The organism is Sulfurimonas indica (genome assembly GCF_009192995.1).
Lineage (GTDB): Bacteria > Campylobacterota > Campylobacteria > Campylobacterales > Sulfurimonadaceae > Sulfurimonas > Sulfurimonas indica.
The window spans coordinates 75,879-91,666 of record NZ_SDID01000009.1 but is presented as its reverse complement, the minus strand read 5'-3'; the positions used below and the strand labels follow the sequence as shown (position 1 = coordinate 91,666).

19 protein-coding genes are annotated in these 15,788 nt (G+C 37.1%); 8 read left to right on the top strand and 11 right to left on the bottom strand.

Annotated features, from left to right (window positions below):
- Window positions 1–141 precede the first annotated feature (141 nt).
- The 8 genes from ES948_RS06360 (at window position 142) to aroC (ending at window position 7,639) form a co-directional block, all read left to right on the top strand.
- Window positions 142–777, top strand: coding sequence for a recombinase family protein (locus ES948_RS06360; protein ID WP_152184113.1), 636 nt, complete (start codon window positions 142–144; stop codon window positions 775–777).
- Window positions 778–796: 19 nt separating this feature from the next.
- Window positions 797–2,242: a cytochrome c oxidase accessory protein CcoG gene (gene ccoG / locus ES948_RS06355; protein ID WP_152184133.1), complete on the top strand. Its 1,446-nt coding sequence runs from the start codon at window positions 797–799 to the stop codon at window positions 2,240–2,242.
- A gap of 551 nt (window positions 2,243–2,793) precedes the next feature.
- A complete protein-coding gene (locus ES948_RS06350) occupies window positions 2,794–3,858 on the top strand; it encodes a YeiH family protein (RefSeq protein ID WP_152184112.1) in 1,065 nt (354 codons plus the stop codon).
- A gap of 98 nt (window positions 3,859–3,956) precedes the next feature.
- Window positions 3,957–4,424: a hypothetical protein gene (locus ES948_RS06345; protein ID WP_152184111.1), complete on the top strand. Its 468-nt coding sequence runs from the start codon at window positions 3,957–3,959 to the stop codon at window positions 4,422–4,424.
- Entirely contained in the window at window positions 4,424–5,470 is a 1,047-nt protein-coding gene (locus ES948_RS06340; protein WP_152184110.1) for a tetratricopeptide repeat protein, read from the top strand. The genes ES948_RS06345 and ES948_RS06340 overlap by 1 nt, the downstream gene beginning before the upstream one ends.
- Complete coding sequence (rnhA, locus tag ES948_RS06335) at window positions 5,445–5,873, top strand: ribonuclease HI (protein ID WP_152184109.1); 429 nt, start codon at window positions 5,445–5,447, stop codon at window positions 5,871–5,873. The genes ES948_RS06340 and rnhA overlap by 26 nt, the downstream gene beginning before the upstream one ends.
- 12 nt (window positions 5,874–5,885) lie before the next feature.
- The gene (gene rnc / locus ES948_RS06330) at window positions 5,886–6,566 is read left to right on the top strand and encodes a ribonuclease III (RefSeq protein ID WP_152184108.1); all 681 of its coding nucleotides are present in this window, start codon (window positions 5,886–5,888) and stop codon (window positions 6,564–6,566) included.
- Entirely contained in the window at window positions 6,566–7,639 is a 1,074-nt protein-coding gene (gene aroC, locus ES948_RS06325; RefSeq protein ID WP_152184107.1) for a chorismate synthase, read from the top strand. Before rnc ends, aroC begins: the two co-directional genes overlap by 1 nt.
- A gap of 6 nt (window positions 7,640–7,645) precedes the next feature.
- Here the strand turns inward: aroC and ES948_RS06320 are convergent, their stop codons facing one another.
- From ES948_RS06320 to ES948_RS06275, 11 genes are all read right to left on the bottom strand, one after another.
- Window positions 7,646–8,386, bottom strand: coding sequence for a DUF4395 domain-containing protein (locus ES948_RS06320; RefSeq protein WP_152184106.1), 741 nt, complete (start codon window positions 8,384–8,386; stop codon window positions 7,646–7,648).
- Window positions 8,387–8,396: 10 nt separating this feature from the next.
- Window positions 8,397–9,101, bottom strand: coding sequence for a DUF302 domain-containing protein (locus tag ES948_RS06315; protein WP_188109470.1), 705 nt, complete (start codon window positions 9,099–9,101; stop codon window positions 8,397–8,399).
- Between the two features lie 308 nt (window positions 9,102–9,409).
- Entirely contained in the window at window positions 9,410–9,850 is a 441-nt protein-coding gene (locus tag ES948_RS06310) for an MOSC domain-containing protein (protein WP_152184104.1), read from the bottom strand.
- A 164-nt stretch (window positions 9,851–10,014) separates the two neighbouring features.
- On the bottom strand, window positions 10,015–10,329 hold the full coding sequence (gene soxZ / locus ES948_RS06305; protein WP_152184103.1) for a thiosulfate oxidation carrier complex protein SoxZ: 315 nt from the start codon (window positions 10,327–10,329) through the stop codon (window positions 10,015–10,017).
- A 45-nt stretch (window positions 10,330–10,374) separates the two neighbouring features.
- Complete coding sequence (locus ES948_RS06300) at window positions 10,375–10,827, bottom strand: thiosulfate oxidation carrier protein SoxY (protein ID WP_188109469.1); 453 nt, start codon at window positions 10,825–10,827, stop codon at window positions 10,375–10,377.
- Window positions 10,828–10,846: 19 nt separating this feature from the next.
- On the bottom strand, window positions 10,847–11,992 hold the full coding sequence (locus tag ES948_RS06295) for a c-type cytochrome (RefSeq protein WP_152184101.1): 1,146 nt from the start codon (window positions 11,990–11,992) through the stop codon (window positions 10,847–10,849).
- Between the two features lie 2 nt (window positions 11,993–11,994).
- Complete coding sequence (gene soxC / locus ES948_RS06290) at window positions 11,995–13,368, bottom strand: sulfite dehydrogenase (RefSeq protein ID WP_246153834.1); 1,374 nt, start codon at window positions 13,366–13,368, stop codon at window positions 11,995–11,997.
- Between the two features lie 278 nt (window positions 13,369–13,646).
- On the bottom strand, window positions 13,647–13,916 hold the full coding sequence (locus ES948_RS06285) for a hypothetical protein (RefSeq protein ID WP_152184099.1): 270 nt from the start codon (window positions 13,914–13,916) through the stop codon (window positions 13,647–13,649).
- Window positions 13,916–14,056, bottom strand: a complete 141-nt coding sequence (locus ES948_RS10855; RefSeq protein ID WP_188109468.1) for a hypothetical protein — start codon at window positions 14,054–14,056, stop codon at window positions 13,916–13,918. Before ES948_RS10855 ends, ES948_RS06285 begins: the two co-directional genes overlap by 1 nt.
- Window positions 14,057–14,061: 5 nt before the next feature.
- Window positions 14,062–14,661, bottom strand: coding sequence for a DUF2231 domain-containing protein (locus ES948_RS06280; RefSeq protein WP_152184098.1), 600 nt, complete (start codon window positions 14,659–14,661; stop codon window positions 14,062–14,064).
- Window positions 14,662–14,753: 92 nt separating this feature from the next.
- On the bottom strand, window positions 14,754–15,782 hold the full coding sequence (locus tag ES948_RS06275; protein WP_152184097.1) for a DUF6781 family protein: 1,029 nt from the start codon (window positions 15,780–15,782) through the stop codon (window positions 14,754–14,756).
- Window positions 15,783–15,788 lie beyond the last annotated feature (6 nt).

Here is a 15,788-nt window from a genome sequence, read left to right as displayed (position 1 = left end):
CTGTAACTACTATGAAAAATAAATCTTTTAAGACAAATAATAGATAAAATGACGAAATAAACTAAAAAACTATTGACTTAATTCGTCAAAATAGTGTATAATGACGATGAAAATCAATAATAAGAGAGGTTTAATCGTTAAATGGTAATTGCATACATAAGACCAGATAAGAATTTTGCACCTGCACATGAACAGCTGCAGCTGATAAATTCTTATGCTATTTCAAACAACCTTGTTATTGATGATGAGTTCGTTGACTACACTTCACAAAACAAGCGTCTTGAAGCAAGAGGTGAAGTGACAAAATATTTTCAATCCAAAAACAGAGCAACACTGCTGATTTATGATGTATGGGTGCTAACAACAAACATGGAAGATCTGATTCAGATGTTTTCATGTTTACTTAAAAATGAGTTTAGTGTCCATTTTATCAAGCAATCTGTTATAATGACACAACAGAGTAGTGTGATGCTCGTTTTAGGATTGATGGACCAACTTCGTCAAAAACTGCAGAATGAGTCCAAAAGGGTTATTGGCCGACCTAAAGGAAGTCGCTCGAATTCAAAATTTGATGTTTATATAAATGATATTATCGCATTTATAAAAGATGGTAAAAGTGTGAGCGAAATGGCAAGACTTTTAGATGTGAGTAGAAGTTCACTTAAGGATTATATCGAATCACGTGAACTCAAACAGGTCGCATTTGGGTCATTGCTGCCAGAAGCACCAAAAGATGCAGAAGAGCAGGTAATTAACACAATTACCTGTCCAAAATAATAAATTGGGAGAATTATATATGAGTGAAGAGAAAAAAGGTATAAAGATACCTACTCCATGGAGAATAAAGCGTTATTACGTATATGCTTTGGCAACAGTTGTTTCTTTAGTCTTGCCTTGGATTAAGATAGACGGAAATCATTTTTTCCTTTTAAGTTTTGATAAGATGAAACTCCATCTTGCATTTGTTCAGTTTGATATGCAAGAGCTCTATTTGATGCCGTTTTTATTGATGATACTTTTCTTGGGTATCTTTGGTATGACGGTTCTTGGAGGACGTGTTTTTTGTGGATGGGTATGTCCGCAAACAGTATTTCGCGTCATCTATCGTGATTTGATTGAGACAAAACTTTTAAAGCTGCGCAAGCGTATTGGGAACAAGCAGCAAGAGCCGGATATGTCCAAACCTGAAAACAAAGCGAAAAAAGTAATCGCTATTTTAATTTGGACTGTTTTAGCACTTATTGCAGGTGCAGACTTTATGTGGTACTTCATTCCACCGGAAGATTTCTTTAAATACTTGAACAATCCTGGTAATCATATGGTTATGATTGGTTTTGTTGTAGGTGTTGCGGCATTTTTGATATATGACATTATATTTTTAAAAGAGAACTTCTGTATCTATGTCTGTCCATATTCTCGTGTGCAGTCAGTTCTTTATGATGAACATACGGTTATGGCTATCTATGATGAGCACCGTGGTGGTAAAATCTATGATGAAGAGCATCATAAACTTGTCACGAAACAAAAAGACCTGCAGGCAATTGACCCTGAAGCTGAGTGTACGACCTGTGAGAAGTGTGTGACGGTATGTCCGACACATATTGACATTCGTAAAGGTCTGCAGCTTGAGTGTATCAACTGTCTTGAGTGCGTAGATGCATGTACGACAGTTATGGGTAAACTTGGCAAACCGTCTCTTGTTACATGGTCGAGTGAGTATGAGATTGTTGAGAGAAAAGGAAAAACAAGATATTTCCGTCCGAAAGTTATTGCATATATGGTGCTTCTTGTAGGTATCAGTATTATCTTGGGCTTTATGGGTAGTACAAAAGAGCATATGCTTTTAAATATCAACAAAGAGACAAGACTCTACTCCATCAAGCATCAATCAGCTGATAAGTTTACGGTAGATAACTCTTATATCTTCTTATTGCAAAATACTGAGAATGAGCCAATGGAATTTTTCTTTGAAGTTATTCCGCCAAAAGGTATGGAAGGTAAAATCAAAATTGTGAAACCTTCAAAACCATTTAGAGTTGTACCTGGTGTGAAAAAGAAAAAAATCGTTACACTCAGAACAACAGAGATGTTAGTAGATGACCCTAGAAAAGATACTATCATTCCTATTACTATCCATGCATATGCACTGAACAAAGATGGTAAACCGAGTGAAAAAATCTCCGTATTACGTCACTCTACATTTGTTTTCCCAAAAGAGAGTGTTTTAGGAGTTACAAAGTAATAACTCTACTTTGACACTAAATTAGCTAAACTTCATTAGATACTATAACTAATGAAGTTTAGCTTTGTTTGTTAAATTCATAAAATACCTCTCTTATCTTTTTCTAGCCTATCCTTTTGTTGGGTTTTTCTTCATTCCAGTCATTGTAAAATCACAACTTATTAAAACTTTGGAAAATGAGATAAATGCCAAAGCATCGCTATGCGTCAATAAACAAGGGATGCTCTATACAAAAGGGAAGCTAAGGCATACACTCAGGTAGACGATGGAGCGCTTTCATTTAAAATCAATGAGAGTTATCAGTAATACAAATGATGCAAATGCTTCACTCTTTTCCCTTAATGAATTGCGGGTATAACCTTTTGCTTTAAAAATCTTGACTTGCAAAGTAAAGAGCAAGAGCGATTAAATCATATCTTGTAAATGAAAAAAGCACTACAGCCGCAAAGAGTAGTTGTTAGAGTTGTAGTAATATAGAGGTCAAAAGCCAAGATAAATAATTTTTTGCTATAATTGCACCTCTCGTTTATAAATTTCTACAAAGGTAAATAATGGCATTTTCAAAGGAAAATAGAAAAGGTACTATTTCTGGTATCATCTTTGTTGCAATTTTTGCAGCTGCTGCAACGTCGATTGCACAAATTTCATTTGTAAAATCTCTTGGGATTTCTCCACTCGTAATCGGTATTGTTTTAGGTATCTTTTATGCAAATACACTTCATAATCATATCCCTAGCGAATGGGGAACAGGTATTACATTCTCTGGTAAAAAGATTCTGCGTTTTGCAATCGTGTTTTATGGTTTTAGAATTACATTTCAACAGATTATGGAAGTGGGTATGAGTGGTTTTATGGTATCACTTATTATGCTCTCAACGACTTTTATCTTAGGTACATATCTTGGTATCAAAGCTTTTAAAATGGACAGAGACACATCAATGCTTACGGCAAGTGGTGCTTCTGTTTGTGGTGCTGCTGCAGTTTTGGCAACAGAACCGGTACTCAAAGCTGAAGGACATAAAACTGCAGTAGCTGTTTCTATGGTTGTTCTCTTTGGTACAATTTCAATGTTCTTATATCCGGTACTTTATTCAACGATTATCGAGCCTGCAACAGGGTTTTTACATATGACACCGGAGCAGTTTGGTATCTATGTAGGTGGTACGATTCATGAGGTGGCACAGGTTGTTGCTGTTCCTGCTTCTGTTCCAGGTGCTCCTGAAACGATGGCTAACTCTGCAGTTATCGTAAAGATGACACGTGTTATTATGATTGCACCGATGCTTATCGTTCTTGGCATCTATCTTTCAATGCAAGCGAAAAAAACTGGTGGAGCTACAAGTGGTGTAAAACTTGTTATCCCATGGTTTGCGGTTTATTTTATCGGTATGGCAGGATTTAACTCTTTAGATCTGGTTCCGCATAATATAGTAAGTGTTATCAATGAGATAGATACATTCCTCTTAACAATGGCGATGACAGCACTTGGTATGGGAACAATCTTCTCAAAATTTAAAGGGCTTGGTCTTGCACCGCTTTATACTGCCGGAGCAATGTTTGTTTGGCTTATTGCAGGTGGATTTGTTGTTACAAAATTTGTAACGGCTGCTTTTTAAAAAGTCTAAAAAGAGGACTCTTTTTAGCACTTTAGAAAACTCTAGGAAAAAAGAGTATATAATCTACTCTAAGAGATTAATAAAGGAGCTAAAAAGAGATGTCAGCACTTCCCAACACCCTTAACTCTTTTTGGCTATGGCGTGAAGTTTATGCAAAACTTGGCGTCTCCAATCCTGCTTATAAATACTGGAGAAATACACAAACTTTAAAACTCAACAACAAGTACATTTTTATTCAAAAAAATACGCTTCCAAAAAAACATGAATATGTAGAAGAGATTTTGACAGACCTTTCAGGATATCTGCCAATCAAGTACGCATCAGACCAACTGCATGTTAATGAACATCTGTTCACGACCGATAAGATGAAGCTACACAGGGAGTTTGAGTACAAGTTTGTAGAAGATGTAAAGTTCGTAAATATCCGTAAGTTCTTTCGTGAAAACGGTATACAGGTCTCACGCAACTCTTTTATTCAACTCGGACGGATGAAAGATTTGGAGATTACGCACGATTGTACTTTTTATAACTTGAAAAATGATTATGGCATAGTGGTGTATGATTAATGGATATGTTTTTTATTGAATTTCGTGACCCACTTTTTTCTATTATTATCTTTTTTGCCATTATTTTCATCATCACTTTTTTTTCCTATTGGTGGGGGCGTTATAAGCGTACGCAAGACTCTCGTCATTTAGACAGATTTTTACGACAGTTTAAAACACTCCCTTCAAAAGATGAGTTGCAGGTACTCATCTCAAGTGGAGAGCTTTCTGAAAAGTCATGGCTGTTACTCGCAAACTCTTATTATAAAAACGGAGAGTATGAAAAGAGTATAGAGATATACAATGAGATACTCAATGTTGGAGGAAGTATTAATACGAGAGAGACAATGTTTTTACTCGGAAAAACCTACTTTAAAGCTGGTTTCTTAGAACGTTCCAAGCAGATCTTTTTAGAGATACTCAAATCAAGCCCCCGTACGCCGCAAGCACTGCACTACTTACTTTTGGTGTATGAATATATGCGAGATTATCAGTCTGCATTAGAAGTTTTAGAACCACTTGATGAACTAGATGAAGATATCGCATTGGAGCGAGCATATCTACAGGCTCTTGCAATACTCAGTGATGATGTGACAGATGAGCAGGAAAAGGTGGAAAAACTTTTAGAGATTTACCAGCAAAACCACTATCTAAGTTACCTTATTTTTGAGTATCTCTTTAGAGTGAACCCTAAAAAAGCATGGGAAAACTTGGATATTTCAAAGAGTGAGTTACTCACGGAAGTACTTTGGAGATGCGATAGAAAGGATCTGAATTTAGATATAATTTCACAAAACTCTTTTCTGCGTGAGCTTTACAGTGCTCGTGGTGATGTCAAGCTTAGTGACAGAAGTTCTGTTTTTGAGTTTGATCTTTTAATTAAACTTGATGCAAAAGCAAATGCAACACTGAGCTTTGAGTATATCTGCAGCAGCTGTAAAAGTGTTGCCCCTTTTGCATTTAGTCGTTGTAGCTCGTGTCATGCCATTGATACGGCAATGGTAGAGTGGAGTTTAAGTCGAGACTATGCAAAGGATTTTGGTGAAGAAAATAACTCTTTTCAGTGATGGCAGTGCTCTTGGAAATCCAGGTCCTGGAGGATATGGCGTCGTTCTTCGCTATGGAGACAAAGAAAAAGAGCTTAGTGGCCAAGAGTTTCATACTACAAACAACAGAATGGAGTTAAAAGGGGTTATTGAAGGGCTGAAAGCTTTAAAAGAACCTTGTGATGTCGATATAGTATCGGACTCTTCTTATGTTGTTAAGGGTATCAATGAGTGGCTTGATGGCTGGATAAAAAAAGATTTTAAAAAAGTGAAAAATCCAGACTTGTGGAGAGAGTATGTTGAGGTGTCAAAACCACATAAGATTCATGCGATTTGGGTGCGTGGACATGATGGACATATTGAGAATGAGCGTTGTGACAAACTAGCTCGTGATGCAGCTCAAAAAGCGAAGGATTCACTGTAAAATGAGGACAATATGCATAAAAACATAGAGACATTAGAGAAGAAGTTAGGATACGAGTTTAAAGACAAAAAGCTCATTATCGAAGCGCTGACACATAAAAGTTATAAACAGCCCTACGATAATGAGCGCTTGGAGTTTTTAGGAGATGCGGTACTTGACCTTGTGGTAGGCGAGTATCTTTTTAGAAAGTTTCGAGATTCTGATGAAGGGAAACTCTCAAAGATACGTGCATCTCTTGTCAATGAGACAGGTTTTGATAAATTGGCACGTGCTCTTAATCTTGGGGATTATATACTACTCTCCAATGCGGAAGACAATAATGGCGGACGTGAGAAATCATCGCTGCTCTCCAATGCCTTTGAAGCGATAATGGGGGCCATTTATCTAGAAGCCGGTCTCAAGAGAGTCCAAGAGATAGCTATCAAACTTATTGAAGAAAATCATAAAGAGATCTCTTTAGATTCACTCTTTAGAGATTTTAAAACAACACTTCAAGAGCTCACGCAGGCACGCTTTGGGATCACTCCGGAGTATAAGGTTATAGCCTCACGTGGACCTGACCATAAAAAAGAGTTTGAAGTAGCAGTATATATCGAAGATAAAGAGTACGCACGAGCAATTGGTAAGAGTAAGAAGATAGCGCAGCAAGAGGCTGCGAAATTGGCAGTTGATATATTAAAAGAGGAAAAATAGTGAACAGTTTTGGCATGAAATTACGATTTTCTACATTTGGAGAGTCTCACGGAAAGGCACTTGGATGTATCTTAGATGGTGTGCCGGCAGGATTAGAGATTGATGAGGCTTTTATTCAGAGTGAGCTAGATCGTAGAAAACCGGGTAAGAGTGAGTTTGAAACGGCTCGTAAAGAGGCTGACAAAGTAGAGATACTCAGTGGTGTTTTTGAAGGAAAGAGTACAGGGACGCCAATAGCGATGATTATCTATAACACGAATCAGAAATCGCGTGACTATTCAAATATAAAAGATATTTTTCGCCCTGGGCATGCAGATTTTACCTATTTTCATAAATATGGTTTGCGTGATTATCGTGGTGGCGGGCGAAGTTCGGCTCGTGAGACTGCGGCTCGTGTTGCAGCAGGTGCGATTGCAAAACTGATGTTGCGCTCTCTTGGCATTGAAGTACTCAGTGGTATTAGTGAAGTTCATGGCATTAAAGCAGAGTCGTATGATTATGCAAGGGTGAATGAGAGCATTATCTATGCACTTGATGCAAAAGTAGAAGAGGCACAAAAAGCAGCAATACTCGAAGCAAAGAGTAGACATGACTCTGTTGGAGGTGTTTCTCGTGTACTTATTAAAGGTGTTCCTGTTGGACTTGGACAGCCACTGTACTATAAACTTGATGGTGTTTTAGCTGATGCAATGATGGGAATCAATGCTGTAAAAGCAGTAGAGATTGGTGATGGAGTGCTTAGCTCACGTCTGCTTGGATCAGAGAATAATGATGCGATCCGTGCCGATGGATTTGAGTCTAATCATGCAGGAGGGATTTTGGGTGGCATTAGTAATGGTGATGATATTGTGCTCAATGTTTACTTTAAACCAACACCTTCTATCTTTCAAGAACAGCATACGATAACAACAAATAATGAAGAGGTTGATTTTGCCCTTAAAGGTCGTCATGATCCTTGTGTTGCCATTCGCGGTACTATTGTTTGTGAAGCTATGGCAGCACTTGTTATCGCTGATATGCTGCTTTTAAATATGGGCTCACGTATGGATGGAGTTGTAAAGTATTATCAGTAGAAGAGTTTAGAAGTCATCATCTCCAAACTCTTTTTCCAACTCTCTTTGATAAGCTTCTTCTTTCTCTTTTTCTAGTTGTGCTTTGGTGAGTACTGCTTCATGTAAAAAAGCCCCAAAGAATGTTTTTGACTCTGTCTTTGCAAGAAAGAGATATATCCCTATAATAAGCCCAACTGTCGTTATTACAGCTATAGTTGCCTGCAGAGGATTAAATTTTTGTATAGGCTCTTTTTGACGAATCTCACATACTCCACCCGGACAATGTTTCGCATTTTCTCTTGTGATGGCTTTGTATATCATGCACCCCACGCAGATAGAAAAGGCACTCTCAAGAGTCATCAGCGTAAGACACAGTACACAGATCATGACTTTGTAAAAGGTAATGTCCCAGTGTAGCACAAACCAGTAAAGCATAGGCCAGGATACTATCCAGCCAAGTGTCCATGCGAAGCGCTTTTGTAGGCCTCCTACATATTCAGGTTTTTGATTGCGGACAATAAATTTTCCCAGTAGTAGAGAAGGGGAGTATGTAGGGCTTATAACCCTTGCTGTAAAATCGATAAATAAAAATGCCAAATAGACGCGCGCAACGATAATATGGTTGTATCCTATACCCACAAATATTACAATCATTCCAAGTGTTGCAAGAATCCCTGCTGCTGCCCGTGCTTCTCTTTCGTTGATGACAGTAACATCGTAACCGGGAACTTTTTCTCCATATTCCCATAAAAAACTCTGTAGGTTCAAATCTATCCTTTTATTGTGCTATTTCATCTAAAACTTTTACAATCATACCTTGTGCTTCTTTGAGCGGCTTTATTGATTGTCTATCTTTTATATCTAGTGTTGTAATCCAGTTCTCAACACCTAAAAAGCCCATATGCATACTTTTTTCGCCTTTTTTCTTATAAAGATAAAAAGAGCAAGGTGCCCAGGCACCGGCTTCTGGATGGTATTTTGATACAGGGTAGATTACATCAAATTTACAAATGGAGTAGGTATGGTAAAAATCATACGCATTGTATTCATAATCATCGAAAATCTCTTCCTGAACATTTGTATAGTTTGGAAATAAGAAACCAAGTGGTTCTAATTCTCCTTCAAATTCACTCTCAAAATCTTCAATGAAATCTTCGACAGTTGCATCATCTTCAAGCTCAACTTCGGATGTGAAGTTTATTTGAAAAGATCTGTTTTGATGCGTTGGTTTTGTAAACATCTTTTTAAAGTGTCCATTTGGCATTGCTTTTCTCAACGCTTTATGTACAAGAGCAGCGTATGCACGTAAATCTTTGTCATTTGGAGGTATCTTTGTTGCTCGTGCCATGCCGTTATACGTAAGTGTAGCGATGTTCATATTACCACTGCTGTCCTCCCAAATAGACATTGTCAAAGGTGTAAGAGCCCCAAAAGAAGGATATTTTTTAAGAAGTTTATATGTAAGATCAGTGTTCATAAACATAGCAAGATTATAGACCTTATAGTGTCTCTTTTTAAACCTTTTTTCAAAAGGTATGTTCATATTATTATTACCGGCGACACTTAAGCCTACTGTATCAAAAGCTGCCTCTATGCTCTTTGTAGTTATGGTACCGCTGCTGTTTGCAGAAGTATAAATTTGAACATCTTATAATGTTTTCGCTGTAGCATCATGCAAAGTAAAAGCAAAGATACTCACAAAAGTTATAATAAATCGTAATAAAAGTCTTTCCACTATATAGCCCCTTTGATAAATTGTATAACTGTGGCATTATTAATATTATTTATATATTAATAAGTTTGTATTTTGACTTCATCTCCTGTTTTTATTCTATGAGGTCCATTGACGACTTTTGCGAAGATACCCCTGTCATCTTTGAGAAGTTTTGGGAGTTGAGAGTTTAATGTCGAGAGCCCTTTGCAGAGTGTACAGTTTTGAGTGATTTCTAGAAGTGTATCACCAACACTCAACCTCTCTCCCGGAAGCAGATGATATGGGTTTATGTCTATAAGAAGATTTTCTCCCAAAGAGCCCTCAGTGATATCTATACCATTCTCTTTTGCGAGTTTGTAACTGTCGGTTGCTGTGATTAAAATTGCTCTTTGCATATCTTTTGCATAAAATTTATCACCGATAATGCCATTCTCATCTAGATCTATTATAGAGGGTCTCTCTCTTGTTTTATCGGCATCGTTTTTTGTAATGTAGAGTGCTACTACTTTTCCTTGCATTGTCTGTCCATTGTAATTTATATCACTGTTTTTTCAAAATCTACTAGTCATTGAGGAGCACATAGAACTTGAAAAAAGAGTGTATGAAGATTAAGAGGTTAAAAATGTATGTTGGTAAAGAGCAGCATGTATGCTTGCTCTTTTAAGAGGGTAAAATCAAAAGATTATTTGATTTTACCTTTACCTTTGTAAGTTTTTCCTTTAAGGTCAACAGCAAGCATTTCTACTTTGTCGCCTTTTTTACCGATTCCTTTAAATTGGAATTTAAAGATAGGGTTTTTAGATAAGAACTGAGACGTTGACATGTCAAATACAGTTTCACCGTTTACAGTTGCACTGATATGCGTAATGAAGTTTGCATTATCTCTGCTTCCAGTTTTTTTCTCTGCCATGTTGTATGTCATCATTGCATGTTTAGCCATAGCTTTAACATTAACTACACCATTTTTTAATTTTGCTTTTACTTTAATACCAGCCATTTTATTTCCTTAATATTTATTTGTTAATTTTAGAAATGGAAAGGATTAACCTTCACATCCACCAAGTGCAACATCTAAAGTTTTCTTAGCTGCGTAAAGTTTTCCGTCTTTACCTTCAGCAACGATAGTGATAGTACCAGATTTAGCCATTTTGATTTTGATAGAGTATTTGTTTACACTATATTTGTTTGGCTCAACTACAAGTACTGCAGCTTCTGGGTTAGCATCTTGGAAAACAGCGATAGTTTTAACATCTTTGTCAGTTGAAAAATCAACAGGAATAGCGCCACCGTTACTTGCAACATCTGGAGCAGTAAGCTTAACACCTTCCATAGTTAATGCAGTAGAACCATACATAGCTTTAATAGCATCATCAACAGTGTGTGCTGTCCATACATTTGGCTTTGATTTTCTGAAATCTTCTGCTCTAACACTTGCAGGAACCGCAGCTAACGCTACAGCACCTAAAGTCATACTTAAAAATTGTCTTCTTTCCATAATTTTTCCTTTATTGAATTTATTTGCTTTTGCTGATCATATAATCAACAACAGATTTAAAGTCAGTGTCTGATAAATCAGCACCACCTTTTGGAGGCATGCCATTTATACCATTTATACCATTAGAATAAACTTTATTTTTTCCTTTAGTTAAAACAGCAGACCATGCAGCCTTATCACCTACTACCGGAGCACCCATACCATCTGCACCGTGACACATTGCACAGCTTTCAGTATATACCTTCTCAGCATTGAATGCAGTGTTTTCTTCTTTTGGAAGGTCACGTACAGCTGAAAGTGGTGGATGGAAATCACTGATCCCTGCACCTTGGATATATACAACTTTTGCAGTTGGTTCTTGACAGTTTGTCATACAACGCTCAGACGGTTTCACTTTTACAGCACCAAAGTTATCTGGATTTGCAAAGTATTTACGTACATTCTCTGGGCCATTTGGACCTGCGATGTTTGGTTCAAAACCATTTGCATTTGGCATTTTGATTTTTAAGAATTTTTCACGATTTAGTACATACTCATCGTCAACTTCTTGTCCGTCGATTTCCATCTCATTGATGTTTAAGATATACGCAACAAGTGCATATACTTCATCATCACTTAAAGAGTCAGTTAGTGGATGCGGCATAGCATCTTTAATGTACCACCATAGTGTACTTACTTGTGGCCAGTATGTACCAAATACACGTACAGGACCATCAGTGTCTGGTTTGATTCTTTGGTAAGTTAATGTCTCATGAAGCTCATAAGCATTTCCTTTGGAGAGTGACGGATATCCACCGCCACCTGAACCAAAGTCACCATGACACATTACACATTTAGATTCATAAACCTCTTCACCCTCTTCAACAGAGCCTTCACCTTCTGGTAAACCTGATCCATCTGCCATAACATCAGAGTTCCACTCTTCATACTCTTTTTCTGTAGGAGTACGACCGAACTTGATACCAGCATTATGTGCTTTTTCGTTTACGTAATACGGGCCAGTTTTTCCATTGACTACAGGGTACATAACACCACCGTCAATAGAAGCTGTTGAAGGTGCATTTGTACCTGCTGGTGCAGCACTTTCCATACATGCAGAGAGACCTAAAGAGAGAGCCGCTGCTGCAGAAATTGATATTAATAATTTTTTATTTAATTTAAACATTATTACGCCTTCCCTTCGATAACTAACTCACCATTTGCTTTACGGTCCAATTGTGAACGTACTTCAACGTGAGTTACTTTACCATCTTTTTCAACTTTCCAAGTCTCAACCGCATTTCTGTGATAAACAGCTTCAACACCGACTTTTACGATTTCTTGATCGATTGTTGGTTGAATATATCCTGCATCATCCATAGCACGAGAAGTAAGAAGTAACTCTTCTCCTTTTTTATACGTATGGACATAGCTCCAACGAGTCCAACATTTAGGAAGTACTAAACCTTTAAGGCTAGCTTCTTTGTATGTTTTTCCACCGTCAAAAGAGATATCAACACCAGTGATAGTACCCATACCAGACCATGCAAGACCTTCAATTTCTACAATATCACCATCTTTTAAATCTGACCAATCAATCTCTGGAGATGGAGAAGTTACTGTTGAGTTCACTTCATTTGCATAGAAGTGCTGGATTGCTTTTCCGCTAGGTTTTAAAACTGTATATTTAGAAGTCTCTTCTTTACAGTACCAAGGCTCACTTGCGAAGTCTAAACGGCGTAGCCATTTAACACATAAGTTACCTTCCCAACCTGGAACAAGAAGACGGATAGGATATCCTTGTTCTGGACGTAATGCCTCACCATTTTGTCCCCAAACAATCATTGCATCATCTAAAACTTTTTCCATAGGAATAGTTCTTCCCATTTTAGAAGAGTCTCCACCCTCTGCAAGCATCCATCTTGCATCTGGTTTAACCCCTAGGTCTTTAAGGATATCTTTAATATAAACACCTGTCCACTCTGCACAAGACATAAAACCTTTTGCAAACTGTACTGAGTTATATTGTGGACCTCTCCACTCTTGACCGCCATTTGCAGGACACTCAATAAAGTGCGTACGTGTCACACTCGGATAGCGCTTGAGCTCTTTCATAGTAAGCACAAGAGGTTTCTCTACCAACCCTGTAATCATGAGTCTGTGCTCATTTGGATCGATATGTGCAACACCACCGTGAGAACGACTGAAGAAAAGACCGTTTGGCGTGATGATACCCATAGATTCTTGAATAGGAGTAACTGCGATAGATGCTCTGAAGTTTCCAGAAGCGAGAAGCTTTGTATATCTTCTTGTTACATTATGCTCATACTTAGAAGGCATACCATAAAGGTTTTTTGTTACAGGATCACCCCATTTTGTTCCCCACTCTGTAGGTTCAACAATAGCTGGATCATCTGCTTTTGCGTTTGATGAGAGAAGAGATGTTCCAGCAAGAGCAGTCACAGAAAGTGCTGCCGATTTTGCTAAAAACTCTCTTCTGTCAACACTTGAACTCTTTGTATCAAAAGAGTCTAAGTCTTGTTGAGATTTTTTAATATCCACAATTTTCTCCTTAATAAGATTGTTTGTCATATTTATATTATTTCACTTTGTAAAATTTTTACAGATACAAAGAGTTTTACTATGGCATTATGCCATTTTTTGCTTAACAATAAATATATATCAGAGTTTATTATACAAAATTGTGAGATAAAAATGTGATAATCGAAGTATAAATAAGAAAGCGTGTTTCAATTTGTAACTCAGAGAAAATATAAAAATTATTAATATTTTAAAAGGTAATTTTTATAATAATATAAGCTTATTAATATGAAAAAAACTTATTTTTTTACAATTCCGAGAATGATATAATTACCCGTTTCTTCGTCAATATAGAAGGGGATGATATGACCTTGATGTTCAATATCTTTAATATTTTCCTCATCAAAGTAGATAGATTTTTTAAACTTTTTAACTTTTGTCGGCATATTTAAAATGATAGTATCAAGATACATTTTATAGTTCTTAGTCGCTGAAAAATCCTCTTTGGCATACTCTTGAAGGAGTGCTTTAAGCTGTCTCTCAAAACTATTTGTACAGAGTATCTGCATTACTTCTTTTTCTCCTTGAGCCAGAGTGAGATTTCCTGTGAACAAGGATAAAACTCTTTAGCAGAGCTTTTATCCTTTTTATAGGCTTCTAATGCCTTTTGCATTGCAGTTTGTGCGCTTTTATCGATTTGTGTAGACATTGCTGCTATTCATCATCCTCTTCATCATCATCTTCATGAGTATTTCCATAGATTGCATCTACCTCTTCAGAAATTGTACTAATTTCATCTATTGCATCTTCATACGCTTCAACTTTTGCGTCATCCTCTTCAGACTCTTCAGCCGTTGCAACAGCCTCTTTAAGAGTATCTTCGATCAGGTAAGCTTTAAAAGGCATACCATAGTTGTAAACTATTTCTCCACCATGTTTTCCTTGTAAAAAGGTTGTTGCCATCGCTCCAATAAGCAGAATAATCGCAAGTGCTTCAAGACCGAATTTTTTAAGTTTGCATCCTACGATTTGCAGAAGTGCAATAACGCCCATTGCAATAGCAAGATAGAGCCCGAGAGATTTATGTTCAAGAAGCTCTTCTTTGCCTTCTTTGGAGAGATAATCAAATATCTCCGGTCCTGCTTGATTTCCTGTATACCAGGCTGCTATCATAGCAAGTGCTGCGATAAGGGTTGTACGTGCTGCTATTTTTGACATTCCTTCTTTTTTTGTTGCCAGATAGATTAAACCAAAAGTTGCTGCTACAACAGGTAAAACCATAGCAAAGTGAACGGAAGCTGGATGTATCATCATTAGATGTCCTTTTATTTTTAGTGTTTTGCAAATATTATATTAAAAATATTGAAATGATATTTTAGTTTAATATAATAATTTGTTATTTTAAGCTATTTTTTATCTATAACATCTTTTGCTGATTTAATAGCATTTCCCAAAGCCTCTTTGGCAACTGTGAACGCTTGGATTCCCATACGTTTTGCCTCTTTCGCTTTTGGAGAGTTGAGTGCTGAATCAGCTTTTTTGACTGCAAGCTTTGCAAATGATGAGAAACGCTCTTTCATCACTTCAGCCGTCTCTTTAGAGATATGTACAAGCTCTTCGAGGTCATATTTCATCTCATTGTTTATATCGAGAAGAATTTTTCGAATCGTTTGTGAGCTCTCACTTGCTTGAGTAACCACAACCTGAGCAAAGAGCGTATCGGTCTGATGCAGATCTTCTATGATCGTGTCATAATCTTCTATAAGGATGTGTTTTGCTTCTACCGGCATATAAGCAAGGCGTTTTTTAAATCTGTCAATGGACTGAATAAGTCCAGCACGCATACCTTTGAGCGTTGCCGATAAAATTTCATCGGCACGATTTGGTGTTGCTTCTGATACATCTATAGCAGAGGCCAAAATAGTTGAGAGTATTTTTCTCACACGAATGGTATTGAGTGAGCCCTCTTTGATAGATTCAAATGTGATCTCTTTGATTACCTCTTTTACTGGTTCTGTAATATCACCGTCTCTGTCTTTTTCAAGTGCGGTAATGATCGTAGACTCTACCATCTCTGAGAGAATGTCATACAGATCAATTGATTGGAGTTTTATCTGATGGAGTTTTACAAGAAGCGAGTTGTCAGCTTTGAACTCCTCTTCAAGCGCATTAAATACTTCATATTTTTTCTCTTGAAGCTCTTCAGACTTTTTCTCTAGTGCGCGCTCTATTGCCTCTTTTTGTGCCAAAAGCTTTTCAACATCATTTTCTAGATTCTGTGTCTCTTTTTCTATAATAAGGTTTGCTATTGCTTTTATATCTTCAAGGGAGAGATGCTCTTCATCTATTTGGGCATCACGAAAAGCAGTAGTTACTCTTTTTTCAATACTCTTATAGCGTTTGTTGTATGCTTTTTGTAGTTTTTCTAATTCCATTATGAA

What these genes read in the sequence shown, in the direction of transcription:
- ES948_RS06315 (WP_188109470.1), bottom strand. Translation starts at nt 9,101, where the DNA reads ATGTTTATGAACACTGATCTTACATATAAACTTCTTAAAAAATATCCT.
- ES948_RS06360 (WP_152184113.1), top strand. Translation starts at nt 142, where the DNA reads ATGGTAATTGCATACATAAGACCAGATAAGAATTTTGCACCTGCACAT.
- ES948_RS06345 (WP_152184111.1), top strand. Translation starts at nt 3,957, where the DNA reads ATGTCAGCACTTCCCAACACCCTTAACTCTTTTTGGCTATGGCGTGAA.
- soxZ (WP_152184103.1), bottom strand. Translation starts at nt 10,329, where the DNA reads ATGGCTGGTATTAAAGTAAAAGCAAAATTAAAAAATGGTGTAGTTAAT.
- ES948_RS06340 (WP_152184110.1), top strand. Translation starts at nt 4,424, where the DNA reads ATGGATATGTTTTTTATTGAATTTCGTGACCCACTTTTTTCTATTATT.
- ES948_RS06310 (WP_152184104.1), bottom strand. Translation starts at nt 9,850, where the DNA reads ATGCAAGGAAAAGTAGTAGCACTCTACATTACAAAAAACGATGCCGAT.
- ES948_RS06280 (WP_152184098.1), bottom strand. Translation starts at nt 14,661, where the DNA reads ATGATGATACATCCAGCTTCCGTTCACTTTGCTATGGTTTTACCTGTT.
- ES948_RS10855 (WP_188109468.1), bottom strand. Translation starts at nt 14,056, where the DNA reads ATGTCTACACAAATCGATAAAAGCGCACAAACTGCAATGCAAAAGGCA.
- ES948_RS06350 (WP_152184112.1), top strand. Translation starts at nt 2,794, where the DNA reads ATGGCATTTTCAAAGGAAAATAGAAAAGGTACTATTTCTGGTATCATC.
- rnc (WP_152184108.1), top strand. Translation starts at nt 5,886, where the DNA reads ATGCATAAAAACATAGAGACATTAGAGAAGAAGTTAGGATACGAGTTT.
- ccoG (WP_152184133.1), top strand. Translation starts at nt 797, where the DNA reads ATGAGTGAAGAGAAAAAAGGTATAAAGATACCTACTCCATGGAGAATA.
- ES948_RS06300 (WP_188109469.1), bottom strand. Translation starts at nt 10,827, where the DNA reads ATGGAAAGAAGACAATTTTTAAGTATGACTTTAGGTGCTGTAGCGTTA.
- ES948_RS06295 (WP_152184101.1), bottom strand. Translation starts at nt 11,992, where the DNA reads ATGTTTAAATTAAATAAAAAATTATTAATATCAATTTCTGCAGCAGCG.
- ES948_RS06275 (WP_152184097.1), bottom strand. Translation starts at nt 15,782, where the DNA reads ATGGAATTAGAAAAACTACAAAAAGCATACAACAAACGCTATAAGAGT.
- ES948_RS06285 (WP_152184099.1), bottom strand. Translation starts at nt 13,916, where the DNA reads ATGCAGATACTCTGTACAAATAGTTTTGAGAGACAGCTTAAAGCACTC.